The organism is Aquilutibacter rugosus (genome assembly GCF_036541335.1).
GTDB classification, from domain to species: domain Bacteria; phylum Pseudomonadota; class Gammaproteobacteria; order Xanthomonadales; family Xanthomonadaceae; genus Aquilutibacter; species Aquilutibacter rugosus.
The window spans coordinates 735,341-759,437 of the sequence record NZ_JAZHBO010000001.1 but is presented as its reverse complement, the minus strand read 5'-3'; the positions used below and the strand labels follow the sequence as shown (position 1 = coordinate 759,437).

Genomic DNA, 24,097 nt, shown 5'->3' with positions numbered 1-24,097 from the left:
GCTAGGCGAGGCGCAAGGCCGAACGGGCGATGGCTTCGGCCACTTTGATGCCATCAATGCCGGCACTCAAAATGCCACCGGCATAACCGGCGCCCTCACCGGCAGGAAACAGACCGCGGACATTTAAGGACTGGAAGTCGCGACCACGCGTGATACGCAATGGCGACGACGTGCGGGTCTCAACACCGGTCAGAACGCCATCGGCCCGATCAAAACCGCGGATCTTGCGGCCGAATTCGGGCAGAGATTCACGAATCGCCTCGATGGCATAGGCCGGCAAGGTCGAATCGAGCGAACCCAAGGTCACACCCGGACGATACGAGGGCTCCACGTCGCCCAGCACCGACGACGGCTGCCGACGCAGAAAATCACCGATCAGCTGCGCCGGCGCATTGTAGTTGCCGCCACCTACCGTAAAGGCCTGCGATTCGAGTGCGCGCTGCAGCGAGATGCCGGCCAAGGGATGCACGCGCTGCTCACCGGCCACGCTATCGAACACATGCGAAGGCAACTCCGGCCGATCGGCCTTGAACGCCTGCAAATAGTCCGCAGGATCAATGCCGCAGACGATGCCCGCATTGGCATTGCGCTCGTTGCGCGAGTACTGGCTCATGCCGTTGGTCACCACGCGGTTCGGTTCCGATGTGGCAGCCACCACCGTACCGCCCGGGCACATGCAGAAGCTGTAGACACTTCGACCGTTGCTGGCGTGATGCACCAGTTTGTAATCGGCGGCACCCAGCAGCGGATGGCCGGCCTGCGCGCCGAAGCGCGCCCGATCAATCATGGACTGCGGATGCTCGATGCGGAACCCGACCGAGAACGGCTTGGCCTCCATGTACACGCCGCGCTTATACAGCATGTCAAAGGTGTCGCGGGCACTGTGACCCAAGGCCACCACCACGTGATCCGTGCGAATCTCCGAGCCATCCTGCAGCACGACGCCGCGTACTTGCTGCTGACCGTCGTCAAGTGATTCGAGCAGCAGGTCATCAACTCGCGTGTCGAAGCGCACCTCGCCACCGAGAGCAATGATTTTGGCCCGCATGTTCTGCACCATCGTGACCAGTCGGAATGTGCCGATGTGCGGCTTGCTGACGTAAAGAATTTCATCGGGCGCGCCGGCCTCGACAAACTCCGTCAGTACCTTGCGGCCATGATGAAACTTGTCGCTGACCTGACTGTAGAGCTTGCCGTCACTAAAGGTGCCCGCACCGCCTTCGCCAAACTGAACATTGGACTCGGGGGTCAGCACGCGTTGTCGCCACAGACCCCAGGTCGAAGCCGTGCGCTCCTTGACCGCCTGGCCGCGCTCAATAATGATCGGCTTGAACCCCATCTGTGCCAGCACCAGGCCAGCAAACAGACCGCAGGGACCCATGCCGATCACGACCGGGCGATGCATTCCGACAGGGGCCTCGCGGGTCACGTACTGATAGTCGGTGTTCGGCACCTCGCCCAGACGCAACGAGGGCTGCCCTTTGTTCCTGAGTGTCGGTGGCACGCCGGTATCCACATCGAGCGCGTAAATCAGGCGAACGTCGCCATGTCGGCGCGCGTCATAACCGCGCCGCACGACTTGGAGCGAGAGCAGTTGATCGTCTCGGATGCCTAGGGCGGCCACGGTCGCGGCACGCAGCTCGGCGTCGGTGTGATTCAGGGGCAGAATGAGATCGGTCAGTCGCAGCATTAGTCCATTATCTCGCATCCCATTACGACACAGTTCATTTTGCGAAGAAGCCTTCACATGACCCTGAATTACAATAGAGTCATCTGACCTGCGGGAACAACTCCATGAACAAATCTGCCCTGATGGCACTGGCCGCCGCCGGCACACTGGCACTGGCCGCCTGTACCCCACAACCGATCATCCGGGCCGATGGCACTGTCGGCCCCGCCGAAAGCACAGGCCCCTCGGCTCCTGCCGGCAGCTGCAATGTGACCAATCTCGGCTGGGCTGTTGGCCAAATCGCCACCACCGAGACGCTGGTCCGCATTAAGCGCGATAGCGGCGCCTCGGTCGGCCGCGTCATTGCACCCGGCACCATGGTCACCAAGGATTTCCGCGCTGACCGCGTCAACGTGCACATCAACAGCAACACCGAACGCAAGATTCAGCGCACCACCTGCGGCTAAGCCGCCGGTCGCCCGTCGCTTCTCCGGAAGCAGCAAAAGGACGCCCCGGCGTCCTTTTTGTTCTTTACATAGTTCCATATTTCTGGAATTATGGAACCATGAGAACCGCCAAAGCCGTTGAACTGCTGAATGCACTGAGCCATGAGTCCCGCCTGCGGATCTTCCGCATGCTGGTCGTTGCCGGGCCGCAGGGCCTGAGTGTCGGCAGCATTCGTGCGCGCGCCAAGATTCCGGCCGCCACCCTGACCGCGCAACTCAACCTGCTGCGCGCGGCCGATCTGGTACTGGACGAGCGCGACGGTCGCACGATCCGCGTGCGCGCCAACTTCGAGCGCATGACGGCGCTGGTCGACTTTCTGACCGAGAACTGCTGCCGTGATCCCGCCATGTGCGCTCCGACTGTGTGCGCACCCGCTACCCCTTCGAAACCGCAATCCAAGCCCACATCCAAACGGAGCTCACGCTAGTGGAACGCTATAACGTCCTGTTTATCTGCACCGGCAACTCGGCGCGTAGCCAGATTGCCGAGGCCATCATGAATACGATCGCCGTCGACAAGTTCGTCGCCTACAGTGCCGGCAGCCGGCCGCGCGGCATGGTCGAGCCCCTGGCTGAGCAACTGATTCGGCAGTTCGGCTACAGCAAGGAACTGCGCAGCAAATCGTGGGATGAATTCCACACCGCCAATGCACCCACCATGGACTTCGTCATCACCGTCTGCGACGATGCCGCCGGCGAAGCCTGCCCGGTGTGGCCGGGTGAGCCTGCACTGGCACACTGGGGCGTTGCCGATCCCGCCAGGACGCCCGATGATGCTTCGGCATTCTTTAAGGCCTCGCAGCTGCTGCGCCGACGGATCGAACTGCTGGCCGCGCTGCCGCTGGCACAGCTCGATCGACTGGCGCGCCAACAGGCCGCCCGCAACATCGCTCAGGAGACTTCGGTATGAAACGTGTGCTGTTCGTGTGTGTAGAGAACTCCAATCGCAGCCAGATGGCCGAGGCCTTCGCCAAGATCCACGGTAGTGATCAGGTGGAGAGCTTCAGTGCCGGTTCGCGCCCTTCGGGCGTGATCAACCCGCGCGCCATTCGCGCCATGAACGAGCTGGGTTACGACTTGACCCAGCACGGATCCAAGTCACTGGACGAGGTCGAAGGCGCCTTCGACGCGGTTGTCACCATGGGTTGCGGCGATGCCTGTCCGTGGGTGCCGACGTCACGCCGTGAGGATTGGGCGTTGCCGGATCCGCGCCATATGGACGAGGACGCCTATCGCGAAGTGCGCGATGACATTGAACGTCGCGTCAAAGCCTTGCTGGCCAGCCTATGAGAACCCGTGCGTCTGCCGAACTGATCGGGACCGCCGGTCTTCTCATCACCGTGGTGGGCTCGGGCATCATGGCGCAGCGCCTGTCCGCCGGTAACGACGGTGTCGCCCTGCTCGCCAATGCCATCGCCACGGGGGTGATGCTATACGTGATGATCACCACGCTCGGTCCGTTGTCGGGCGCGCACTTCAATCCGCTAGTGACGCTGGTGGAGCGGATCCAGGGGCGCATGAGCAATGCGCAGACGGCGCAATATCTGGCAGCTCAGTTCATTGGCGCGGTGCTGGGCGTAATCATTGCGCATGCCATGTTTGAGTTGCCGACGCTGCAAATTGGCACGCATGTGCGCCAAGGTCCGGCGCAAATCCTGTCCGAAGCGATTGCCACGTCGGGCTTGCTGCTGACAATCGGACTGGGTGTGCGCCACCGCCCGGACAAGGTGCCGCTGCTGGTCGCGTGCTATATCACCGGGGCGTACTGGTTTACGTCCAGCACCTCGTTCGCCAATCCCGCCGTGACCGTGGCGCGGGCACTGACCGATACCTTTGCCGGCATCCGTCCGCAGGATATTGGCGGCTTTGTGTTCGGTCAGCTGATCGGAGTCGGCGTGGCGCTGGGCCTACTGGCCCTTCTGTTGCCGCCCGTTGTGGCCGAATGCAGCGATCAGGGTGCCGAGGAGACGTTCGACTCGAAGCCGACCGGCATCGTGCCGCGGTAACCGGGGCCTAGATCGGCAATCGCCGCGCCACCGCAATCGAGCATCTGGGAGCTGCGGACAAAGTTCGGGTCCGGATAGTAGGCGTAGACGAGATTGCCTTCCTTGAGGGTGTCGATCATCTGATTGGCGACATCGCGTGCCACGGCCGGGCACCCCCAGCTGCGACCAATACGGCCCTGGGTGTTGATTAGCATCGGATTGACGTAATCGGCACCGTGTATGACGATCGCGCGGTCGCGGGCGTTGTCGTTGATGCCGGGCTCGAGGCCATCCATCCGCAGCGAGTACCCGTTGGCGCCGAAATAGGTCTCGGCAGTACTGAACAGCCCCAGCGAACTCTGATGCGAATCGTTGGTGTTGGAGAAGTGCGTCGCCATGTTGTCGCCACTGCCGGCGCCGTGGGCCACATACTCATCGAACAGGAGACGTTGCTGCGCCAGATCAAACACCCACAGACGTTTTTGGCTGGAGGGGCGCGAGTAATCGATCACCGCCAGTCGCTGGCTGTCCGAGCGGACGTGGCCGTTGCGGATGGCACATTGGCGCGCCTGCAGGGCCATGGACAGGACCTCAGGATCGGCATCAGGGGCCACGCGAGTCAGGCCGGCAAATAGACGGCTCAGTTCGCCGGGCTTTTGATGCACGGGCGGGCGGTGGGCAGCGGTGACGGGGCCCGAGGGCCGCTCAATCGGCGCCGGAGTACAACCCGCCACCAAAATCACCAATGGAATCAGATACTTAAGACGCATAGCCCTGCAAAAATACCACCTTTTGCTGCGCCAAATGTTCAAATTGAGCTAAGGTGTCAGGATTCGGTCACGGTTGTGAATGTCGTCAGGGGTCCTTTGTATGCGGAAGTTCTTATTGGTTCTGCTGGTTGCGCTGGCTGCGGCCTTCATCTATCAGATGGGACATCGGGCAGGTCAATCCATCGCCGAGCAGCAGGGTTTGCCCGGCTCCAAGCCGGCAGTGTCCGCCTCGGCGTCCACAACTTCATCGCGGTCGACGGCTTCGGCGACGGCGTCCTCCAGATCGTCCACAAGGTCGTCCCCGGCCGACTCCGCGAGCTCGGGTCTGAGCACGGTCGATGTCGTCTCACTCCCGCGGGAGGCGCGCAAGGTGCTGGACGATATCCGCGCCGGCGGTCCCTTCGACTATCCGCGTGATGGCGTGACGTTTCAGAATCGGGAGCGGGTGTTGCCGATTCAGTCGCGTGGGTATTACCGCGAGTACACGGTTCGGACGCCCGGTGAAAATGACCGTGGTGCGCGTCGGATCGTGACCGGTGGCAAACCGGCGTCGGAGTTCTACTACACTGATGATCACTACCGCAGCTTTAAACGCATCCGCGACGTGCCATGAATTCCAGCGCCGAACTTCAATCCATCCTGTTAGATCCGGCGCAGTCCGGTGCGTATTTCTTTGCCGAGGACGACACGGCCGCGCTGCTCGCGGCGGCGCAGGCAATCGAGTTCCGGGTTGCAGACATCTCGCTGCAGGGGGCAACGGATAAAGTCGAGCTCATGGAGCGGCTCGCGGCCGGCTTGCAGATTCCGTCGTGGTTTGGCGGCAACTGGGATGGCCTGGCCGATGTCCTGCGCGATCTGTCGTGGCTGCCGGCGGCACCCGGTTACCTGATTTGCCTTCGCCATGCGTCGGGCTTGCGGGTGGCGGAGCCGAACGAGTTCGACACCCTGCTCGATGTGCTCAATGAGGCGGCGTTTCTGTGGGCCGATGACGGCAAGCCGTTCTGGGCGATCCTGCCCTTGCCGGCCGACGAGTTGCCGGACACCGACGACGATTGAAATGGGGACGGAGGCAATTAATTTTTCTTAACAATTGAAAGCGTAGGGTTAAGGCCGGCGCCACGCGCCGCGGCCACCCCGCCAATTGTTAAGAAAAATTAATTGCCTCCGTCCCCATTTCCATACAGCGCCTTGCGCGGGGCCCCGGTGATTTCGGCGGCGAGCTTGGCGGCCGCGCTAGGCGGCAGATGCGCCTTCAGCAGCGCCTGCACACGGAGCCCCTCGCGCAATTGGGCGGCTGAACCGTCGTCGTCCGCCGCGCCCTCGACCAGCACCACGAACTCACCGCGCTGCGCATTCGCATCCGCGCGCGTGAGCGCCACCAGCGCCTCCAGCGGCGCGGTACTCACGGTCTCAAACAGCTTGGTCAACTCGCGCGCCACACAAGCCCGACGCGAAGGACCGAACGCCGCGGCCATATCCTCGAGCGATTCGACAATGCGGTGCGTGGACTCGTAGAAAATCAGCGTCCGCGACTCCGAAGCCAGCGACGCCAAGCGCTCCCGCCGCGCCTTCGACTTGGCCGGCAAAAAACCCTCGAACGCGAACCGATCACTGGCCAACCCGGCGACCGACAAGGCCGCAATGGCAGCGCATGCACCCGGCACCGGAATCACCGACAGACCCGCCTCTTTGGCCGCCCGCACCAGCCGATAGCCCGGATCACTCATCAGGGGCGTGCCCGCGTCGGACACCAGAGCCACAATCTCGCCCGCAGCGACCCGCGCCAACAGGGGAGCGGACTGCTGTTCCTCGTTGTGCTGATGCAGAGGAGTCAGAGTCGCCTTGATGCCGTACTGCGCCAACAGCGCCCGCGTGTGCGTGGGATTCTCGGCGGCAACAACGTCGGCGGCCTGCAAGACCTGCCGCGCCCGCACAGTCAGATCGTCGAGATTGCCGATTGGCGTGGCGACGACATATAACCCGGCGGTGAAATTGCTCATCAAACGAACCGATCCATTCAGCGTCTATGCTAACCGTTCACGCGGAATTTGGCACCTTACGTCAGCCCCGCGACCGTTTATGCGTAGCGGCAACCCCATCGCCAGCAAGCTGACGCCATGCCGACCACCACCACGACGCAAATAGGTACCGCCCTCGAAGGCCGTGCCGCCGACTTCCTGCAAGCCAAGGGCCTGACCCTGCTCGGCCGTCAGATCCGCGTGCACCGCGGCGAGATTGACCTGCTGATGGCCGACCAAGACGCCATCGTCTTTGTCGAAGTGCGCTACCGCCGCCACACCAAACTGGGCGACGGCGCCGAAACCGTCGACTGGACCAAACGCGCCCGCCTCAAACGGGCAGCCGCCACCCTACTGGCGCAGCGCCCTGAACTGGCCGCCAAGCCCTGCCGTTTCGATGTGATTTCCGGCCACGGACCCGCCGAGTCCCCGCACTGGACCTGGTACCGCGACGCCTTCAGTCTGCAGTAGCGGCGAAGTGATCCCAGCCCGCCCGCGGCGGCACCGGCACCTCACGCCCCATCGGATCGAGCACGTGCACGCCAGGCTCCCCGCCCAGCGCCCGACCGATCCGTGTCACCGCCACGCCTGTCTCCTCGCCCGCCGCCAGCACTTGCTCACGCGCCGACGCGGCCGCCGTAAAGGCCAGCTCATAGTCATCGCCGCCGGTCAGCGCCAACATCAGGCCGTCGGATACCGACCGCACGTCCATGCCCATGGGGATCCGATCCGCATCCAGCTCGATGCGCACGCCACTGGCCATCGCGATATGCCCCAGATCGGCCAACAGGCCATCGGACACGTCACAGCAGCCGCCGATATCCGGCACTAGCCGTAACGCCGAGCCCAACGCCAACCGCGGAATCGGACGATCCAGACGGAGGCGCAGATCGGCGGGGGCCGCTTCGCCCAGACGTAAAGCCAGCGCCGCGCCACCGAGTTCACCCGACACCCACACGTCGTCGCCCGCCAGTGCATTGGCACGCCGCAACCCGCCATTACCGGCAGCCGCGTCCGAGGGCAGCAGACCCATTGCCGTTACGCCAAACGTGGCAAACGGCGCCCGCGTGGTGTCGCCGCCAATCAGCGTGATGCCACCAAGTTGCGCAGCGGCGAGAAAGCCATCGAGCCAGGACTCCATCCATGCCGGATCAAGCGAAGGCAGCCCCACTGTCAGCGTGCACGCCCACGGCTCCGCACCCATGGCGGCCAGATCGGACAGATTGACCGCCAAGGTCTTGTAACCAATGTCGTAAGGCGCCGTGCAATGCGGGAAGTGCACCCCGGCGTTCAAGGTATCGGCGGTAACGACCAGCCGATGATCCGGCGGCGGCGACAGGATCGCGGCATCGTCACCGATGCCTACATCAATTCCCGCGTTGAACGGCTGCTCGGCGAGTCGTTGCTGCAGACGGCCGATGAAATCGAACTCGCCCATTGCGACTCAGTCCCGATGCCGTGAGATGGCCGCCTGGACCTCGACAGCGCGCAGGCTAGCGGCGGCCTGGTCCAGCACACCGTTCACAAACGTGTGACCGTGCTCGGTACCGAACTTTTTAACGATTTCGATTGCCTCGTTGATGACCACCGCGTACGGCACGTCGAGACGATGCACCAGCTCGTAGGTGGCCTGACGCAGCGCGGCGCGCTCGATCGGATCGACCTCGTCGACTTCGCGATCGAGGAACGGGCGCAACGCCTTATCCAGCGAGGCCTGCTCACGGATCACACCGAACACGATGTCTTCGAAATAGGCCAGATCGGCTTGCTCGCGCGCCTGCTCGTGCGCAAACTGCGCGACGGCCTCACGGGCCGTGCAGCCACTCATTTGCCAAGCGTACAGTGCCTGCAGCGCGCGGCGGCGGGCTCGAGCACGAGCCACGCGATCAATGCCGCCGTTGGCGCGGGGATGTTGCGATTTCTCAGTCATGACGGACATTATCACCGATGCGGGCTGCCAGATTGGCCATTTCGATGGCAACAAGGGCCGCTTCTTCGCCCTTATTGCCGTGCGAACCGCCGGCGCGGGCCTGAGCGTCTTCGAAGGTTTCGACGGCCAGCACGCCATTGGCCACCGGCACGCCGCGATCCAGCGACAGGCGCATCAGCGCGTCCGAGGTGCCATCGGCCACTTGTTCGTAGTGGCGGGTATCGCCACGGACCACGCAGCCCAGCGCCACAATCGCAGCGTAAGTACCGGCCGTGCGCGTCAGCAGCTCGATCGCCTGCGGAATCTCCCACGCACCGGGTACGCGCAACACGTCGACCTGCGCCTCGGCCACGCCGTTGTACAGAAACGCCTTGCGGGCGCCGGCCACGATCGCGTCGGTGATCTTGGAATTCCAGCGGCTCGCGACAATCGCAAATCGCGCGTTCTGTGGGGTTCGGATGTCGCCTTCGATCAGCATGCTGTTGCTCTCAATTGTTTAATTCGGATGCCTGTTAGAAGGCACTTACACGTATTCAAGGATCTGCAGACCGAAGCCGCCGGTGCCGATCTGCTTGCGCGGCGTACCGATGACCCGGATCTGACCGGCACCCAGAGCCGACAGAATCTGCGAACCCACACCGGTGCTGCGCCACTCATGGAAGGGCGAATTGCTCGCGGCCGGTGCATCACCGCGGATGCGGGTCAGCAGCTCATCGGTCGAGTGCTCGTCGGCCAGCAACACCAGAATCCCGGCAGGTGCAGCGGCCAGACGCGGCAGTAATGCAGTTATCGGCGTGCCGAAATCACTGCGGTTCCAATGCAAAACATCGCTCAGCGTGTTCTGCATCTGCACGCGGACCAAGGTCGGCGCATCGTGATGGATCGTGCCGTGGCTCAGCGCGTAATGCAGCTGGTTGCACAGACGGTCTTTGAACACATGCAGTTCGAACTGGCCGTAGGGCGTCTCGATAATGCGGTTCTCGACGCGATCCACGGTGTGCTCGGTGCTCAAGCGGTACTGAATCAGCTGTTCGATCGAACCGATTTTGAGGCCGTGTTTCTCGGCAAATTTTTCGAGTTCGGGACGACGGGCCATCGAACCGTCTTCGTTGAGAATCTCAACCAGGACACCTGCAGGTTCCAGTCCGGCCATCAGAGCCAGGTCGCTAGCGGCCTCGGTATGACCGGCGCGCGTCAGCACGCCACCGGGCTGCGCAGTCAGCGGAAAGATATGGCCGGGCTGGCTCAAGTCTTCGGGCGCTGCATTGGGTCGCACGGCGGTACGGATCGTGTGAGCACGATCGTAGGCACTGATGCCCGTGGTCACGCCTTCGGCCGCTTCGATACTCACCGTAAAGTTCGTATGATGCTGCGAAGTATTGTCCTGCACCATCGGCGGCAGCCCGAGCTGGCGGCAACGCTCGCGCGTCAGCGACAGGCACACCAGTCCGCGCGCATGGGTCACCATAAAATTAATGTCCTGCGGCGTCACCAGTTCGGCGGCCATGATCAGATCGCCTTCGTTTTCGCGGTCTTCATCGTCCACGATCACGACCATGCGGCCGTTGCGGATTTCTTCGAGAATTTCTTCAATTGGCGCAAAGGCCATTATGGTGCTCCGTTAAATTGCAGCAGTCGCTCGACATAGCGGGCGACGGTATCGATTTCGAGATTGACCGGACTGCCCGCAGACAGCGAGCCAAAGGTGGTGTTTGCAACCGTGTGCGGAATCAGCGCCACCGCAAAGCCGTGCGCATCCACCGCATTGACCGTCAGGCTAACTCCGTTGATGGCGACCGAGCCCTTGACCGCGATGTAGCGCAGCAGACTGTCCGGGGCCTCGAACCACCAGACCAGGGCACGGCCTTCGGGCGTGATCGAACGCACGGCACCGAGACCGTCGACGTGACCGGACACGAGATGCCCACCCAGACGTTGGGTCGGCAGCAAGGCACGTTCGAGATTGACGGGCGCGCCTTCGGCCAGGGTGCCCAAGGTGGTCAGGCGCAGGGTTTCAGGCGATACGTCGCAGTCAAAGCTGTCGTGATCGAATGCAATGACGGTCAAGCAGCAACCGTTCACGGCAATGCTTTCGCCGAGTTCGACGCGCTCAAACGGCAGCGTTCCCACGGCAACGGTCAGGCGCAGATCGCCGCCGACGGGTTCCAGACGGCGGACCGAACCGACCCCCTCGATAATTCCGGTGAACATAGTTATGCGATGCTTTCCTGTGGTCGGTACGTGATGCGCAGGTCTTCACCGAGGACGCGGACATCGGTGCGGTGCAATGTGATGCGCTCGGCCATGGTGGTGATATTGACGTTGTCGAACAGTGGCCGTGCACCACTACCGAGCAATACCGGCGACTGGTACAGCACCAGCTCATCGACGAGCTTGGCGTTGAGAAACGCACCGGCCAGCGTGGCCCCGGTTTCGACGAGCACCTCGTTGACTTGCCGGGCGGCCAGCATGTGCAGTACCGACAGCAAGTTGAAGTGATTGCCGTTGACCGGTGCCGAAACGAGCTCGGCCTTGAGATCACGCGGCACTTTGGCATTCGGGGCGTGCACGTATAGTGTCGGCGCATCGCCCTCGCGGATCTTGCCGCGCCCCACCGTAGCCAGGCCCGGATCGAGCACGACACGCAGTGGCTGGACGACATCTACATTGCCCTGCAGACGCGCGGTGAGCTGCGGATCATCCTGCAGCACGGTGCCGGCGCCGGTGACTATGGCGCCTACACGAGCGCGGTAGTGATGCACATCGCGACGCGAGGCATCGGAACTGATCCATTTGGATTCGCCGCTGGCCAATGCGGTATGACCATCCATGGAGCTGGCGAGTTTGAGCGTCACCCACGGGCGGCCACGACTCAGGCGCGAGTAAAAACCGCGGTTGAGTTCGCGCGCTTCGGCTTCGAGCAGACCGACATCCACTTGAATGCCGGCATCGCGCAGCCGTTGCGCACCTTGGCCGTTCACTTGCGGAAACGGATCGAGCGACGCAATCACCACGCGGGCCAGACCGGCTGCAATCAGCGCATCCGCACAAGGCGGTGTGCGACCGAAATGCGCACAGGGCTCCAGCGTGACGTAACCAGTAGCGCCGCGAACATTCTCGCCGGCCGATGCAATCGCCAGCACCTCGGCGTGCGGCTCACCGGCCCGCACGTGATAACCCTCACCGATGATCACGTCGTCGCGAGTGATCACACAGCCCACCATGGGGTTGGGCTTGGTGGTGTACGCACCCCGTTCGGCCAGACGCAGTGCACGCGTCATGGCAACATGATCGAAAGTTGAAAAAACCACTTATTTACCGCCTTTGCGTCGGCTCGGTGTATCGGCATCGTCACTCAGCAGCGACAACTGTGCCTCGGCCGCGGTGCGATGATCGCGTTCCAGTCGATCCAACTCTTCACGAAAGTCGGCCACGTCTTCGAACGAACGATAGACCGATGCAAACCGCACATAGCCGACCTGATCGACCTTGCGCAGTTCGGCCATCACCAGCTCGCCAATTTGGCGCGAAGGCAATTCGCGCTCACCGGTCTGCCTCACGCGGGAAATCACGTGGCGCACGGCGGCCTCGACTTGTTCCTCGGACACCGGGCGCTTTTGCAGCGCCCGATCAAACGACAGGCGCAGCTTGTGCGCACTGAAGGGCTCGCGGCGACTGTCACTCTTGATCACCACCGGCAGTTTCAGCTCAAAGCTTTCGACCGTGGAGAAGCGCTCGCCGCAGGCCTCGCACACCCGTCGCCGACGGATCATGACGCCGTCTTCGGAGACCCGCGAATCGATCACGCGCGTGTCGGTGTGCTGGCAGTACGGGCAATGCATCGCCTAGGCAGTCCGCGTCTTAACCGTAAACCGGGAAGTCTGCGCACTGCTTGGCGACGTTCTCACGCACGCCCTTGATGACCTCTTCGTTCTTGAGATCATCGAGCACATCGCACATCCAATGCGTCAGCGCCACGACATCGGGCTCTTTGTAACCCCGCGTAGTGATTGCCGGCGTACCGACGCGCAGACCCGACGTCACGAACGGCTTTTGCGGATCGTTCGGCACGGCATTTTTATTGACGGTGATATGCGCCTTGCCCAGTGCGGCCTCGGCATCTTTACCGGTGATGCCCTTGTCGACCAGGTCAACCAGCATCAGGTGATTTTCGGTACCGCCCGAAACAATCTTGTAACCGCGCGCGGTCAGCGTTTCGGCCATGGCCTTGGCGTTCTTGACCACTTGCTGCTGATATTGCTTGAACGAAGGATCCAGCGCCTCCTTAAAGGCGACGGCCTTGGCCGCGATCACGTGCATCAGCGGACCGCCTTGCAGCGCCGGGAACACTATGGATTGCAGCTTTTTGGTCAGTTCCTCGGACGGGTCCTTGGCGACGATGATGCCACCGCGCGGCCCGCGCAGGGTCTTGTGCGTGGTCGAAGTCACCACGTGCGCATGCGGCAGCGGCGACGGATAAACACCGGCAGCCACCAGACCGGCGATATGCGCCATGTCCACAAACAGATAAGCACCGACCTTGTCGGCAATGGCACGCATGCGCGCCCAGTCCACGATTTGGCTGTAGGCACTGAAACCGGCCACCACCATCTTGGGCTGATGCTCAACCGCCAGACGTTCTACTTCGTCATAGTCGATGAGACCCTGATCGTTGACACCGTACTGCACGGCATTAAACAGCTTGCCCGACAGGTTCACCGAGGCACCGTGGGTCAAGTGACCGCCGTGCGCCAGCGACATGCCCAGAATGGTGTCGCCCGGTTGCAGCAGCGCAAAGTAGACGGCCTGATTGGCCTGCGAACCCGAATGCGGCTGGACGTTGGCGTAGTCGGCACCGTACAGCTGCTTGACGCGATCAATCGCCAACTGCTCGGCCACGTCCACGTACTCGCAGCCGCCGTAGTAGCGCTTGCCCGGATACCCTTCGGCGTACTTATTGGTCAGTTGCGAACCCTGGGCCTCCATCACGGCGGGGCTGGTGTAGTTCTCCGATGCGATCAGTTCGACGTGATCTTCCTGACGACGGGTCTCTGCCAGGATGGCCGCCGATAGTTCCGGATCGAAAGCAGCAATAGTCACGTCACGCTTGAACATCGGGTCTCCTTAGCAGAAAAGTAGCGATAATCCCCAATTTTAGCACCCCTGAACGACCTTCCCGCCGCTGGCCAACAACGCGGTGTTGCTATAATTGCGACATTCTCAGACCCCTGTTGCGGCCGTTCGCAGCCGTAGGGTCCCGTGCGCAACCGGAGTTCCCATGTCGCAATTCATTTACACCATGCAGGGCGTGTCCAAGACCGTCCCGCCCAAGCGCCAGATCATCAAAGACATCAGCCTCTCGTTCTTCCCGGGCGCCAAGATCGGCCTGCTGGGCCTGAACGGTGCCGGCAAGTCCACGGTGCTCAAGATCATGGCCGGCGTGGATACGGATTACTCGGGCGAAGCGCGCGCCCAGCCCGGCATCAAGGTCGGCTACCTGGCGCAGGAGCCGCAGCTCGATCCGGAACAGACCGTCCGCGAGGCGGTCGAAGAAGGCGTAGGCGAAATCCTGCAGGCCCAGGCCGCACTGGACAAGGTCTACGACGCCTACGCCGAGCCCGATGCCGACTTCGACAAGTTGGCTGCTGAGCAGCAGCGCCTCGAAGCGATTCTCGCCAGCGGTGACGCCCACATGCTGGAACAGCAGCTCGAAGTGGCCGCGGACGCCCTGCGCCTGCCGCCATGGGAGGCCAAGATCGGCAACCTGTCCGGCGGTGAAAAGCGCCGCGTGGCCCTGTGCCGCCTGCTGCTGAGCAAGCCCGACATGCTGCTGCTCGACGAACCGACCAACCACTTGGACGCCGAATCCGTCGAATGGCTCGAACAGTTCCTGGCCCGCTTCCCGGGCACCGTGGTGGCCGTCACCCACGATCGCTACTTCCTGGACAATGCGGCCGAATGGATTCTGGAACTCGACCGCGGTCGCGGTATTCCGTGGAAGGGCAACTACACCGACTGGCTGGTCCAGAAGGAAGATCGCCTGAAGCAGGAAGAAAACCAGGAAAAGGCGCGCCAGAAGGCCATCGCCAAGGAACTGGAATGGGCGCGTCAAAACGCAAAGGGTGGCCGCTCCAAGGGCAAGGCCCGTCTGGCCCGCATCGAAGAGCTGCAATCGGTCGACTATCAGAAGCGCAACGAAACCAATGAAATCTTTATTCCGCCGGGCGAGCGTCTGGGCAATAAGGTCATTGAGTTCAAGAACGTCAGCAAGACCTTTGCGGATCGCCTGCTGATTGATGATCTGTCATTCGTGGTGCCCGCCGGTGCCATCGTCGGCATCATCGGCCCGAACGGGGCCGGTAAGTCGACGCTGTTCAAGATGATCACCGGTCAGGAAAAGCCTGACAGCGGCACCATTGATGTCGGTCCGACCGTCAAGCTGGCCTACGTGGATCAGAGCCGTGACAAGCTCGAAGGCAACCACAACGTCTTCCAGGAGGTTGCGGGCGGACTCGACATCCTCAACATCAACGGCATCGAAATTCAGTCGCGCGCCTACATCGGCCGCTTCAACTTCAAGGGCACCGATCAGCAAAAGCTGGTGGGCTCGCTGTCCGGCGGTGAACGCGGCCGGCTTCACATGGCCAAGACGCTGCTGCAGGGCGGCAACGTGCTGCTGCTCGACGAACCCTCGAACGACCTGGACATCGAAACCCTGCGCGCGCTCGAAGATGCACTGCTCGAATTCCCCGGCAATGCCTTCGTGATTTCGCATGATCGCTGGTTCCTGGACCGTATCGCAACGCACATTCTGGCCTTCGAAGGCGACTCCCACGTTGAGTTCTTCCAAGGTAACTACCGTGAGTACGAGGAAGACAAGAAGCGCCGTCTGGGCGACCAGGCCGGTCCGCATCGTCTGCGCTTCAAGGCGCTCAAGTAAGCATTAGGGGCACGGCAGTGACGTTCAAGGATTTGCTCGAAGCACGCTGGCGCGACGCGGACACGATGGTGTGCGTCGGGCTCGATCCGGAACTCGTCAAATTTCCGGAGTCGCTGCGCGCCTTGCCGGCCCATGACGCACTGCTCGGCTTTTTTAAGCCGATCATTGATGCCACTGCCGAATTCGCCTGCGCGTTCAAGCCGCAGATTGCGCATTTTGCAGCGCTCGGCGCCGAAGCCGCGCTAGTCGAGCTGATTGCCTACATCCGTGAGCGGCATCCGGCAGTCCCGGTGATTCTGGACAGCAAGCGCGGCGACATAGGCTCTACCGCCGGCTACTACGCCGTCGAGGCCTTTGAACGCTTTAACGCCCACGCGGTGACGGTCAATCCGTATCTCGGGTCGGATGGCGTCGAGCCCTTTTTGGCCTATGCCGATCGAGGCGTCATTGTGTTGTGCCGCACCTCGAACCCGTCGGCCGGTGATTTTCAGGATCTGCAGGTCGAAGGCAAGCCACTCTACGCCCATGTCGCCGCCAAGGCTGCACGTGATTGGAACCATGGCGGCCAATGCGCGCTCGTGGTTGGCGCGACCTGGCCGCAGCAGCTGCGCGAAGTGCGCGAGCTGGTCGGTGATGCCGTGCCGCTGCTGGTGCCGGGCGTGGGCGCTCAAGGCGGCAATGCCGCCGATGTGGTCCACAATGCCGCCAGCACCAATGGCTATGGTCTGATCATCAACTCATCGCGCGCGATTTTGTACGCATCGAACGGTGAGGACTTTGCGTCGGCCGCCGGTCAGGCCGCCCGCACTCTGCGCGACGAGATCCGCGCCGCCCGCAACTCGCACGCATAAACGGTCGCGCCAAAACGAAAATGTGGGACGCAGCCGGCCGAAGCCTGAACTGCGCCCCACACCCCTAACAAGCGATTACGGCGTTGCCAGTTCAGTCGATGCATCGACCGTTGCAGTCAGCGTCTGGCCGGCGGGAACGGTGATATCCAGACCGCGCTTAAGCAGACCGATGGGGCCGAACAATACGGTTAGCGCGACGGCGGTGCCGATGCGGCCCTCACCCTCGGAGCCCTGCGACGACCGCAGGGGCACTCGCACACCATTGACCAGCACGTAGCTCAGGTTGATGTTGAGTTCACCGGACCTGCCCATGAAGCCCTTTTTCTTGGCCGATTGAACGACACCCATGGCACGTGCGCCGCCGGGAATGAGCGTGTTGCCGTTTTCGACGACATCGGAGACGACCTCGAACTCGATCTTTTCACCGGTTGTTGCCGTTGCAGAGGAAATACTCTGCAGGAAGCGCAGCTCGACCGGCGTCCATTATTTAATTGTGGTGCCGGCCATGGCCTGACCGGCCAGTAACAACCCACTCAACAACACCGCACGCAGCGGTCCCACCCATTGCTTAACCATATGCAGTTAACTCCTGTATCCGAAAAATGTTCCGGATCAGGGCGAAGCGGGTACGGGCCACGACAGAGAGAACATGACCCGCACCACCCCTACCACCCCAACCCCTAGTCGGGGATTGCTCGCCTTGGATACAGAGTGATTGGGGTCAGTCTCTATGGATGAGATGCGCCAGCTAGTACTTTCACTAACATGCTGCAGATGCTGCCGAAGGAATGCAGGCGCGCGGTGAGCGCTCGCGGCTCAGCCTCTGATCTCGCCGACAAACGCATCCCAACCGAGCGATGCAATCAGGATGGCAAACACCCCGACCAGAATCAACAGGATCACGAACATACCGTAATAGACGTAACCCAATGAAAAACGCAGGAACGTCTTCCAGCCCTTATAAGGGCGAAATAACTGCACGAACGTAAAAATCTGCGCGGCCATCATCGCCGTAAAATCCCACGAGGCGAACGCCGGCAGCAGTTGCCGCAACAGCAGAAAAATACCGTAAATGGCCAGCGCCTGCGCCGTTACAAAACAGGTGATCACCAGCCATTCGGGGAAATTGTATTCGCGTCGGAATTTACGGAACGCCATGCGCATGGACATGGCATAAAAAGGAATCAGCGCAATCAGCGTGATGGCCAGATGCTCATTCATCCATGACAGGGCTTCGCGAAAGTTCTTAACGATTTGCGCGTCGCGGCTGCCCGGTTCGAGCCCGCGGGCGCCCTCGTTGATCGTCAGCAGGCTGGTGGGGATCAGACCGCCGCTTTCCAGCAAGTACTTGGACAGCACGGTCACCACCGCGCCGAGAATCATGATCATCAGCACCGGCTTGAAATGCGGTACGCGACGGCCACGGATATATTCGCGGATGGTATGACCCGGACGCGTCAGCAGTTGGCGCAGTGAATAGATGATGCCGCCATCGACGTGGAAGATGCCGTGCTGCAGCTCATGCCCGAGGAAGTGCCAGTTGATCCGATGCACCGGAGTGCGCTGCCCGCAAACAGGGCAAAAGTTCTGCTCCGGCCCGTCAATGGGCCGCCCGCAGTTGGCGCAGTAGTCGGAATTCTGCATGGAACGGCTCCGCGTTCGTGAAGTCCACATTCTAGCCTCCCGGCATGACCTGCGGGCACACCGGCGCGCGTTTAAATGCAGCGAACGACTAGGACTTGAGCACGGCCCTTAGAACCATCAGCGGCAGGCGTAGCCAGATCATGGCGGAAACCGCGAACCGCTGCAGCACATGTAAGTTGCGGGCCTCCTCGGCTGCGAAATATCGCAACATGCCGCGGTGCTTGTTCCATTCTACAAAGAACGGTCGGCGCCGCGAGGAGACGCCACGCACATGCAGAACCTGCACGTCGTTACAGACCGCAACCAGTGCGCCGAGCTGACGCGCCCGACGACACAGATCAAGATCTTCAACGTGCAGACGATAGCTTTCGTCAAAGCCCTGCAAGGCCTTGAACAGACTCCGCGGCATCAGCATCACGGCGCCGGAGATTGCTTCGACTGCTTGCACCGCGCTGCGGTCACGCGCCACATACGGCGAATACGAACTCAGGCCAAACCGGCTGCGCAACAAAGGCCAGAAGCGCAAGTCGTTACGTCGCGACGCCGGATCCACGTGGCCCTCCGCGTCGACCAGTTCGGCACCCAGGACCATATCGCCATCGAGATGCGAACAAAGTGTTGCCAGCTCATCGGCTGACAGTTCGCAATCGGGATTGAGAATCAGCAGCTGCTCGGTCGAAGGCATAGCCGCCACCGCCTGATTCACGCCACGCCCGAAGCCGATATTGTCCTCGTTCGCAATAAAGCGAACTCGCGGATCCTTTGAGGCCAGACGACTCAGCAGATTGACGGTTTCGTCGTCGGAGGCATTGTCTACAACGCGAATCGCCGTAACCGCCGAAGCGTTGGATAAGGCCCGCAAACAGGCTTCAATGGTGGCGCCGTTGCGATGCGTGACAATGGCGACGCCGAGACTCATGCGGCGCGTTCATCACCGATGGCATCGAACAGATCGCGCTGCAAGTCAGGCGGCGTCAGTTCCTGCAGGCGCTGCGTCAACGCGTGGCGGTTGGAGCGCAAGGGGTCATTCAGTACAAAGTGCGCTTGCCGATCCTGCCATGCAGGCCAGCGCGCAAACAGAGCAGCGGCATCGCCTTCGTGCGCGTGCGACTCGAGAGTGCAGCCGACAAACGAAGACTCGCACAGCACATTACGCCAACCCAAACCGGCAAAGCGCATCGACCAGTCGACCAGGCCCGCGTACCAGGAGCTGAAACTGTCGGCATCCAGGCTACCAACAGCGGCACGCGCCTTGCCACGGACCAGCACGCAATGCGGCACGGCGGCAGGGATCTCCGGGAACAGTCGCGGCATATTCGCAGCTGCCTGCGCGATCGCCTGCGGATCGTCGGGCAAGGCATTCAACTCGCCCATCAGCGGCCACGACAGGATGTCGCCCAGGTTGGACCAGGGCGTGGCAGTCGCCACCGAGGGGTCCGCGGCCAGACACGCTTCGAGACGGGTGAGCCAGCCGCGCGTTGGCACCGCAAACGGCGATAGCACGCAGACATCGGCATCGCCTACGGCGCGAAAAATCTCGGCCATGTTGACGAGTTCGTCGGTGCGCGACTGACGCCGCGTGTAATCGGCCTTTAGCTTCGTCCGCGCAATCCAGGCTTTGATGATTTCAAAGCCGCGCGGGGTGACGGCAGCATTGTCCGGAATCCAGACGCGTGTGCCCGGCAGCGTGCCGGCATCGAGTGCAGCCAGACAGGCATCGAGCGCATTTTCATCGCTGCATGCCGGTATGACGACAACGCTGCCGCTCACTCAGTTCACCCACGCTCGGGCGTTACGGAACATGCGCAACCACGGCGACGCGTCGTGCGTGCGCCACTCAGTCGGAGCCCAGCTCATGTTGACCATGCGCGAAGTCCGTTCCGGGTGCGGCATCATGATTGTAACGCGACCATCGGTCGTGGTCAGCGCTGCAATTGCCTGTTCCGAACCGTTCGGATTGAACGGATACGAGGTCGCGGTTGTGCCATCGCCGTTGACATAGCGAGCGGCTACCACGGCATCAGACAGCGAGCCGGTGCGATCAAATGCGGCGCGGCCTTCGCCATGGGCGATCGCTACCGGAATGCGCGAACCTTGCATGCCGCTAAAGAACAGCGACGGCGATTCGGCCAGCTCAAGCTGCGAGTAGCGGGCCTCGAACTGTTCCGATGCGTTGCGCAGGAACTCGGGCCAGGCTTGCGCGCCGGGAATGATGTCCTTGAGCTGCGACATCATCTGGCAACCGTTGCAGACGCCCAGCGCAAAACGCGAGCTGTCATTGAAGAATGCAGTGAACGCATCGCGCATGGCTGCACGTTCAAGAATCGAGGTGGCCCAACCGCGGCCGGCACCCAGCACGTCACCGTACGAGAAGCCACCGCAAGCCACCACACCCTGGAAATCCGCCAACTGCACGCCACCGTTGATCAGGTCGCTCATGTGCACATCGAAGGCATCAAAGCCGGCCGCGGTAAACGCGCTGGCCATTTCGATCTGACCGTTGACGCCCTGCTCGCGCAGGACCGCAACCTTGGGTCGAACGCCGGTGTTGATCATCGGCGCGGCCACGTCTTCGTCGGGGTTAAAAGTCAGCTTGGGCTTGATGCCATGCGTGGCGAAACGCTTGGTCGCCTCGGCTTCCTGGTCGGCGCAGTCGGGGTTATCGCGCAGACGTTGCATGGCGTGCGTCGTGCTCCACCAGGCGTCCATCAGCTCATCCCACTTCCATTCGGCCAGGATTTCATCGTCAAAGCCGACCCGCAGATTCTGCGTGTGATTGGGACGGGCAATGCGTTGCGCGCAATCGATCAGACCATGTGCCGACACCAGGTCGGCAAACTCGGCGCGGTCCGCACTGCGGATCTGGACCAGCGCGCCCAACTCTTCATTGAACAAAGTGCGGAAGGGATCGCTGCCCCAATGACGCAAGTTGATGTCCAGACCCATGCGCGAGCAGAACGCCATTTCGGCCAATGCCGCGAAGGCACCGCCGTCGGAACGGTCATGGTATGCGCACAGCAACTCGGCATCGCGCGCGTCACGAATCAGTTCAAAGAACGCGCGCAGACGCTGCGGGTCATCAAGATCGGGTACACCGGTATCGCCACGATCAACACCATGGCCCGCAAATGCAGGCGCGTGCGCTTCGAGTCCGTCGGCGGGCATCGCTTCGGGATGGGTCTGCGCCAGAATCGAACCGCCCAGACGTTGCTTGCCGGCACCTAGGCCAATCAGCCACAGTTCGGTTTCGTCCTCGCGGACCATCAACGGAGTCAGTTGCTTGCGTACATCGGCAACCGGCGCAAAGGCGGTGATCACCAGCGACACCGGCGACACCGACTGATGCGTTTCGCCGTTGACTTGCCATTGCGCCTGCATCGACAGCGAGTCCTTGCCGACCGGCACGGACAGATCCAACGACGGGCAGATTTCCATGCCCACAGCCTTGACGGCATCGAACAGCAAGGCATCTTCGCCGGGGTAACCGGCTGCGGCCATCCAGTTAGCGGACAGCTTCACTTGCGATAGCGAATCGATCGGGGCAGCACACAGATTGGTAATGGCCTCACCAACGGTCATGCGCGCCGCCGCTGCGGCATCGAGGAGAGCCAATGGAGCCCGTTCGCCGATGGCCATCGCCTCGCCGGACACGCCTTCGAAATCGGTGAGCGTGATGGCGCAATCGGCCACCGGCAATTGCCACGGACCGACTAACTGATCGCGCGCCGTCAGGCCACCGACACTGCGATCGCCGATGGTGACGAGATATTGCTTGGCCGCAACCGTCGGATGCGACAGCACGCGCAGACCCGCAGCATGCAAGTCCAAGCCTTGCCACACCATCGGCGGGAACGGCGGTTCGTCCGGATACTCGGTCTTGCGATGCATCTTGGGCGGCTTGCCGAACAGCAAATCCATCGGCAAATCAATTGGCCACTCGCGCGAGCGATCGGCAACGGTTCCCGTGGTGGCGCCGTAACCGACGACCAGACGCTCTTCGGCCGTGGCAACACCCACGACTGCATACGGACAACGTTCGCGTTCGCAAATCGCCTCGAACACAGGCACCTGATCGGCCGGCATGCCGAGCACGTAACGCTCCTGCGATTCGTTACACCACAACTGCATCGGCGACAGCGAGGGATCATCGGTCGGCACCTTGGCCAGATCGATCACCCCGCCCAGGTTGGAATCGTGCAGCAGTTCCGGGATGGCATTGCTCAAACCGCCCGCGCCGACATCGTGCGCCGAGGCGATGGGATTGTCGGCACCCAGTGCGACGCAGCGATCCAGTACTTCCTGGCAGCGGCGTTCCATTTCCGGGTTGTCGCGCTGCACCGAGGCAAAATCGAGATCCTCGGACGATTCGCCGGACGCAACCGACGAGGCCGCACCACCACCCAGTCCGATCAGCATCGAAGGACCACCGAGCACGATCACCGCATAGCCGTCTTTCAGGCCCAGTTTTTCGACCTGATTGCGGTCAATCGCACCCAGACCGCCCGCCAGCATGATGGGCTTGTCGTAGGCACGCACCTTGTGATCGTGTTCGGTCTCGAGCTCAAAGCTGCGGAAATAACCCAGCAGATTCGGTCGGCCAAATTCATTGTTGAAGGCCGCGCCGCCGAGCGGTGCTTCCTGCATGATTTCAAATGCCGAGGCCATGCGCGGATTCAGAACACGCGGCATTTCCCACGGTTGCGGCGCACCCGGGATGCGCAAGTGCGACACGCTGAAACCGGTCAGGCCGGCCTTGGGCTTGCCACCGCGGCCCGTCGCGCCTTCGTCACGGATCTCGCCCCCGTTACCGGTGGACGCTCCGGGGAACGGCGCAATCGCGGTCGGGTGATTGTGCGTCTCGACTTTGATGGCGAAGGCGGATTCGACGGCTTCCTCGGAGCGGTACAGTCGCGTACCCGGTTGCGGACGGAAACGGTGGCCCGTATAGCCCTCGACCACGGCAGCATTGTCGCTATAGGCCGAAAGGGTGTTCTCGGGCGTCATCGCGTGCGTGTTCTTGATCATCTTGAACAAGGACAGCGGCTGGTCCATGCCCTCGATAGTCCACGACGCGTTAAAAATCTTGTGGCGGCAGTGCTCGGAGTTGGCCTGCGCGAACATCATCAGCTCGACATCGCTGGGCAGATGCGACAAGCCGGCATAACGCTCACGCAGATATGCGATTTCATCGTCAGCGAGCGCCAGACCCAGACGCTTGTTGGCGCCTTCGAGATCGTTCAGCGCAATGCGTTCGAGCTCGCCGCGCGGCGGCATATCAAACAGGGCGAAGCCGTCGTTGGCGCTGCGCAGCACCGATTGCGTCATCGGATCATGCAACACCTTGGCGAAGGCTTTGGCAGCCGCCGAATCCATGCCCGGCACATCGGCCAGATCGTAACGCCAGCCCCGCTCAACACGGTCGACCGGCAGGCCGGCGCCTTGCAGCAGTTCGGTGGCCTTGGAAGCCCACGGCGACAGCGTGCCGATGCGCGGCGAAACAAACAGCGAGTCGGCCCCATGCGGTTTATCGGCCGTCTGCGTCGAAGCCTGCAAAATGCGCTGCAAGGCCGCTAAATCGAGATGGGAATCGGCACCGGCCCGCAATTGCACCCAGTACACCGGATACGCAGCCAGCAGCCGCGCTGCGGGAGCAATGGCCTGAAGTTTTGATTGCAGTCGTTCGAAGCGGAACGGAGACAGGGCGGAACCGCCCTCAAGCACCAACATTTGACCAGCCATTCGGAGTCGTCAGGGACCCCGTATTATAAGCCAGCCGCGAGGCAA

27 protein-coding genes are annotated in these 24,097 nt (G+C 62.1%); 11 read left to right on the top strand and 16 right to left on the bottom strand.

Translation table 11 applies throughout. The features are described 5' to 3' along the window. Position 1 precedes the first annotated feature (1 nt). Entirely contained in the window at positions 2–1,690 is a 1,689-nt protein-coding gene (locus tag V3390_RS03670) for an NAD(P)/FAD-dependent oxidoreductase (protein ID WP_331703395.1), read from the bottom strand. Between the two features lie 104 nt (positions 1,691–1,794). On the opposite strand from V3390_RS03670, the gene V3390_RS03665 reads away from it, so the two are divergent. The 5 genes from V3390_RS03665 to V3390_RS03645 all read left to right on the top strand — a co-directional run bounded on the left by V3390_RS03665 (position 1,795) and on the right by V3390_RS03645 (position 4,181). Next, positions 1,795–2,136 carry an I78 family peptidase inhibitor gene (locus V3390_RS03665; RefSeq protein ID WP_331703394.1) on the top strand — a complete coding sequence of 114 codons (342 nt, stop codon included), beginning with the start codon at positions 1,795–1,797 and terminating at the stop codon, positions 2,134–2,136. 98 nt (positions 2,137–2,234) lie between these two features. Then, positions 2,235–2,603 (top strand): ArsR/SmtB family transcription factor, encoded by a 369-nt coding sequence (locus V3390_RS03660; protein ID WP_331703393.1) that lies wholly within the window; start codon positions 2,235–2,237, stop codon positions 2,601–2,603. Then, complete coding sequence (locus V3390_RS03655; RefSeq protein WP_331703392.1) at positions 2,603–3,085, top strand: arsenate reductase ArsC; 483 nt, start codon at positions 2,603–2,605, stop codon at positions 3,083–3,085. The genes V3390_RS03660 and V3390_RS03655 overlap by 1 nt, the downstream gene beginning before the upstream one ends. Continuing rightward, positions 3,082–3,465 (top strand): arsenate reductase ArsC, encoded by a 384-nt coding sequence (locus V3390_RS03650; protein ID WP_331703391.1) that lies wholly within the window; start codon positions 3,082–3,084, stop codon positions 3,463–3,465. The genes V3390_RS03655 and V3390_RS03650 overlap by 4 nt, the downstream gene beginning before the upstream one ends. Continuing rightward, a complete protein-coding gene (locus V3390_RS03645; RefSeq protein ID WP_331689015.1) occupies positions 3,462–4,181 on the top strand; it encodes an MIP/aquaporin family protein in 720 nt (239 codons plus the stop codon). Before V3390_RS03650 ends, V3390_RS03645 begins: the two co-directional genes overlap by 4 nt. Here V3390_RS03645 and V3390_RS03640 read toward each other — a convergent pair. Beyond that, positions 4,127–4,930, bottom strand: a complete 804-nt coding sequence (locus tag V3390_RS03640) for a murein L,D-transpeptidase catalytic domain family protein (RefSeq protein WP_331703390.1) — start codon at positions 4,928–4,930, stop codon at positions 4,127–4,129. The two genes, V3390_RS03645 and V3390_RS03640, sit on opposite strands and share 55 nt — an antisense overlap. Positions 4,931–5,030: 100 nt before the next feature. On the opposite strand from V3390_RS03640, the gene V3390_RS03635 reads away from it, so the two are divergent. Both V3390_RS03635 and V3390_RS03630 read left to right on the top strand, forming a co-directional pair. Next, complete coding sequence (locus V3390_RS03635; protein ID WP_331703389.1) at positions 5,031–5,543, top strand: guanyl-specific ribonuclease; 513 nt, start codon at positions 5,031–5,033, stop codon at positions 5,541–5,543. Continuing rightward, the gene (locus V3390_RS03630) at positions 5,540–5,986 is read left to right on the top strand and encodes a barstar family protein (RefSeq protein ID WP_331689012.1); all 447 of its coding nucleotides are present in this window, start codon (positions 5,540–5,542) and stop codon (positions 5,984–5,986) included. The genes V3390_RS03635 and V3390_RS03630 overlap by 4 nt, the downstream gene beginning before the upstream one ends. Positions 5,987–6,084: 98 nt before the next feature. On the opposite strand, the gene rsmI is transcribed toward V3390_RS03630, so the two are convergent. Then, positions 6,085–6,930, bottom strand: a complete 846-nt coding sequence (rsmI, locus tag V3390_RS03625; protein ID WP_331703388.1) for a 16S rRNA (cytidine(1402)-2'-O)-methyltransferase — start codon at positions 6,928–6,930, stop codon at positions 6,085–6,087. Between the two features lie 117 nt (positions 6,931–7,047). Between rsmI and V3390_RS03620 the strand changes: the two genes are divergently transcribed. Beyond that, positions 7,048–7,419: a YraN family protein gene (locus V3390_RS03620; protein ID WP_331689010.1), complete on the top strand. Its 372-nt coding sequence runs from the start codon at positions 7,048–7,050 to the stop codon at positions 7,417–7,419. Here the strand turns inward: V3390_RS03620 and thiL are convergent. The 8 genes from thiL to glyA are packed head-to-tail and all read right to left on the bottom strand — an operon-like array spanning position 7,406 to position 13,993. Further along, positions 7,406–8,386, bottom strand: coding sequence for a thiamine-phosphate kinase (thiL, locus tag V3390_RS03615; protein ID WP_331689009.1), 981 nt, complete (start codon positions 8,384–8,386; stop codon positions 7,406–7,408). The two genes, V3390_RS03620 and thiL, sit on opposite strands and share 14 nt — an antisense overlap. A gap of 6 nt (positions 8,387–8,392) precedes the next feature. Next, positions 8,393–8,878, bottom strand: coding sequence for a transcription antitermination factor NusB (gene nusB / locus V3390_RS03610; protein WP_331703387.1), 486 nt, complete (start codon positions 8,876–8,878; stop codon positions 8,393–8,395). Continuing rightward, positions 8,871–9,356 carry a 6,7-dimethyl-8-ribityllumazine synthase gene (gene ribH / locus V3390_RS03605; protein ID WP_331703386.1) on the bottom strand — a complete coding sequence of 162 codons (486 nt, stop codon included), beginning with the start codon at positions 9,354–9,356 and terminating at the stop codon, positions 8,871–8,873. The genes nusB and ribH overlap by 8 nt, the downstream gene beginning before the upstream one ends. 45 nt (positions 9,357–9,401) lie before the next feature. Next, a complete protein-coding gene (ribB, locus tag V3390_RS03600; RefSeq protein WP_331703385.1) occupies positions 9,402–10,487 on the bottom strand; it encodes a 3,4-dihydroxy-2-butanone-4-phosphate synthase in 1,086 nt (361 codons plus the stop codon). Next, complete coding sequence (locus V3390_RS03595) at positions 10,487–11,089, bottom strand: riboflavin synthase (RefSeq protein WP_331703384.1); 603 nt, start codon at positions 11,087–11,089, stop codon at positions 10,487–10,489. Before V3390_RS03595 ends, ribB begins: the two co-directional genes overlap by 1 nt. 2 nt (positions 11,090–11,091) lie before the next feature. Beyond that, positions 11,092–12,159, bottom strand: a complete 1,068-nt coding sequence (gene ribD, locus V3390_RS03590; protein WP_331703383.1) for a bifunctional diaminohydroxyphosphoribosylaminopyrimidine deaminase/5-amino-6-(5-phosphoribosylamino)uracil reductase RibD — start codon at positions 12,157–12,159, stop codon at positions 11,092–11,094. Between the two features lie 30 nt (positions 12,160–12,189). Continuing rightward, positions 12,190–12,720 carry a transcriptional regulator NrdR gene (nrdR, locus tag V3390_RS03585; RefSeq protein WP_406805116.1) on the bottom strand — a complete coding sequence of 177 codons (531 nt, stop codon included), beginning with the start codon at positions 12,718–12,720 and terminating at the stop codon, positions 12,190–12,192. A gap of 19 nt (positions 12,721–12,739) precedes the next feature. Further along, the gene (gene glyA / locus V3390_RS03580; RefSeq protein ID WP_331689004.1) at positions 12,740–13,993 is read right to left on the bottom strand and encodes a serine hydroxymethyltransferase; all 1,254 of its coding nucleotides are present in this window, start codon (positions 13,991–13,993) and stop codon (positions 12,740–12,742) included. Positions 13,994–14,156: 163 nt separating this feature from the next. Here glyA and ettA point away from each other — a divergent pair, with 163 nt between their 5' ends. Continuing rightward, on the top strand, positions 14,157–15,818 hold the full coding sequence (ettA, locus tag V3390_RS03575; protein ID WP_331703382.1) for an energy-dependent translational throttle protein EttA: 1,662 nt from the start codon (positions 14,157–14,159) through the stop codon (positions 15,816–15,818). Between the two features lie 17 nt (positions 15,819–15,835). Then, complete coding sequence (pyrF, locus tag V3390_RS03570) at positions 15,836–16,669, top strand: orotidine-5'-phosphate decarboxylase (RefSeq protein ID WP_331703381.1); 834 nt, start codon at positions 15,836–15,838, stop codon at positions 16,667–16,669. Positions 16,670–16,744: 75 nt separating this feature from the next. Here the strand turns inward: pyrF and V3390_RS03565 are convergent, their stop codons facing one another. Beyond that, complete coding sequence (locus V3390_RS03565) at positions 16,745–17,017, bottom strand: hypothetical protein (protein WP_331703380.1); 273 nt, start codon at positions 17,015–17,017, stop codon at positions 16,745–16,747. On the opposite strand from V3390_RS03565, the gene V3390_RS03560 reads away from it, so the two are divergent. Beyond that, complete coding sequence (locus tag V3390_RS03560) at positions 17,016–17,183, top strand: hypothetical protein (RefSeq protein WP_331703379.1); 168 nt, start codon at positions 17,016–17,018, stop codon at positions 17,181–17,183. The two genes, V3390_RS03565 and V3390_RS03560, sit on opposite strands and share 2 nt — an antisense overlap. 302 nt (positions 17,184–17,485) lie before the next feature. On the opposite strand, the gene V3390_RS03555 is transcribed toward V3390_RS03560, so the two are convergent. The 4 genes from V3390_RS03555 to purL form a co-directional block, all read right to left on the bottom strand. Next, positions 17,486–18,313 (bottom strand): DUF3667 domain-containing protein, encoded by an 828-nt coding sequence (locus tag V3390_RS03555; protein WP_331703378.1) that lies wholly within the window; start codon positions 18,311–18,313, stop codon positions 17,486–17,488. An 88-nt stretch (positions 18,314–18,401) separates the two neighbouring features. Further along, entirely contained in the window at positions 18,402–19,232 is an 831-nt protein-coding gene (locus V3390_RS03550; protein WP_331703377.1) for a glycosyltransferase family 2 protein, read from the bottom strand. After that, positions 19,229–20,083, bottom strand: coding sequence for a glycosyltransferase family 2 protein (locus tag V3390_RS03545; RefSeq protein WP_331688998.1), 855 nt, complete (start codon positions 20,081–20,083; stop codon positions 19,229–19,231). The genes V3390_RS03550 and V3390_RS03545 overlap by 4 nt, the downstream gene beginning before the upstream one ends. Beyond that, positions 20,084–24,040 carry a phosphoribosylformylglycinamidine synthase gene (gene purL, locus V3390_RS03540; protein ID WP_331703376.1) on the bottom strand — a complete coding sequence of 1,319 codons (3,957 nt, stop codon included), beginning with the start codon at positions 24,038–24,040 and terminating at the stop codon, positions 20,084–20,086. Positions 24,041–24,097: the final 57 nt, after the last annotated feature.

Bases quoted from the DNA above. Each gene is read 5' to 3' on its own strand.
- V3390_RS03670 (WP_331703395.1), bottom strand. From the start codon at position 1,690: ATGCTGCGACTGACCGATCTCATTCTGCCCCTGAATCACACCGACGCC.
- V3390_RS03665 (WP_331703394.1), top strand. From the start codon at position 1,795: ATGAACAAATCTGCCCTGATGGCACTGGCCGCCGCCGGCACACTGGCA.
- V3390_RS03660 (WP_331703393.1), top strand. From the start codon at position 2,235: ATGAGAACCGCCAAAGCCGTTGAACTGCTGAATGCACTGAGCCATGAG.
- V3390_RS03650 (WP_331703391.1), top strand. From the start codon at position 3,082: ATGAAACGTGTGCTGTTCGTGTGTGTAGAGAACTCCAATCGCAGCCAG.
- V3390_RS03645 (WP_331689015.1), top strand. From the start codon at position 3,462: ATGAGAACCCGTGCGTCTGCCGAACTGATCGGGACCGCCGGTCTTCTC.
- V3390_RS03640 (WP_331703390.1), bottom strand. From the start codon at position 4,930: ATGCGTCTTAAGTATCTGATTCCATTGGTGATTTTGGTGGCGGGTTGT.
- V3390_RS03635 (WP_331703389.1), top strand. From the start codon at position 5,031: ATGCGGAAGTTCTTATTGGTTCTGCTGGTTGCGCTGGCTGCGGCCTTC.
- V3390_RS03630 (WP_331689012.1), top strand. From the start codon at position 5,540: ATGAATTCCAGCGCCGAACTTCAATCCATCCTGTTAGATCCGGCGCAG.
- rsmI (WP_331703388.1), bottom strand. From the start codon at position 6,930: ATGAGCAATTTCACCGCCGGGTTATATGTCGTCGCCACGCCAATCGGC.
- V3390_RS03620 (WP_331689010.1), top strand. From the start codon at position 7,048: ATGCCGACCACCACCACGACGCAAATAGGTACCGCCCTCGAAGGCCGT.
- thiL (WP_331689009.1), bottom strand. From the start codon at position 8,386: ATGGGCGAGTTCGATTTCATCGGCCGTCTGCAGCAACGACTCGCCGAG.
- nusB (WP_331703387.1), bottom strand. From the start codon at position 8,878: ATGACTGAGAAATCGCAACATCCCCGCGCCAACGGCGGCATTGATCGC.
- ribH (WP_331703386.1), bottom strand. From the start codon at position 9,356: ATGCTGATCGAAGGCGACATCCGAACCCCACAGAACGCGCGATTTGCG.
- ribB (WP_331703385.1), bottom strand. From the start codon at position 10,487: ATGGCCTTTGCGCCAATTGAAGAAATTCTCGAAGAAATCCGCAACGGC.
- V3390_RS03595 (WP_331703384.1), bottom strand. From the start codon at position 11,089: ATGTTCACCGGAATTATCGAGGGGGTCGGTTCGGTCCGCCGTCTGGAA.
- ribD (WP_331703383.1), bottom strand. From the start codon at position 12,159: ATGACGCGTGCACTGCGTCTGGCCGAACGGGGTGCGTACACCACCAAG.
- nrdR (WP_406805116.1), bottom strand. From the start codon at position 12,720: ATGCATTGCCCGTACTGCCAGCACACCGACACGCGCGTGATCGATTCG.
- glyA (WP_331689004.1), bottom strand. From the start codon at position 13,993: ATGTTCAAGCGTGACGTGACTATTGCTGCTTTCGATCCGGAACTATCG.
- ettA (WP_331703382.1), top strand. From the start codon at position 14,157: ATGTCGCAATTCATTTACACCATGCAGGGCGTGTCCAAGACCGTCCCG.
- V3390_RS03560 (WP_331703379.1), top strand. From the start codon at position 17,016: ATGGCACGTGCGCCGCCGGGAATGAGCGTGTTGCCGTTTTCGACGACA.
- V3390_RS03565 (WP_331703380.1), bottom strand. From the start codon at position 17,017: ATGGGTGTCGTTCAATCGGCCAAGAAAAAGGGCTTCATGGGCAGGTCC.
- V3390_RS03555 (WP_331703378.1), bottom strand. From the start codon at position 18,313: ATGCAGAATTCCGACTACTGCGCCAACTGCGGGCGGCCCATTGACGGG.
- V3390_RS03550 (WP_331703377.1), bottom strand. From the start codon at position 19,232: ATGAGTCTCGGCGTCGCCATTGTCACGCATCGCAACGGCGCCACCATT.
- purL (WP_331703376.1), bottom strand. From the start codon at position 24,040: ATGTTGGTGCTTGAGGGCGGTTCCGCCCTGTCTCCGTTCCGCTTCGAA.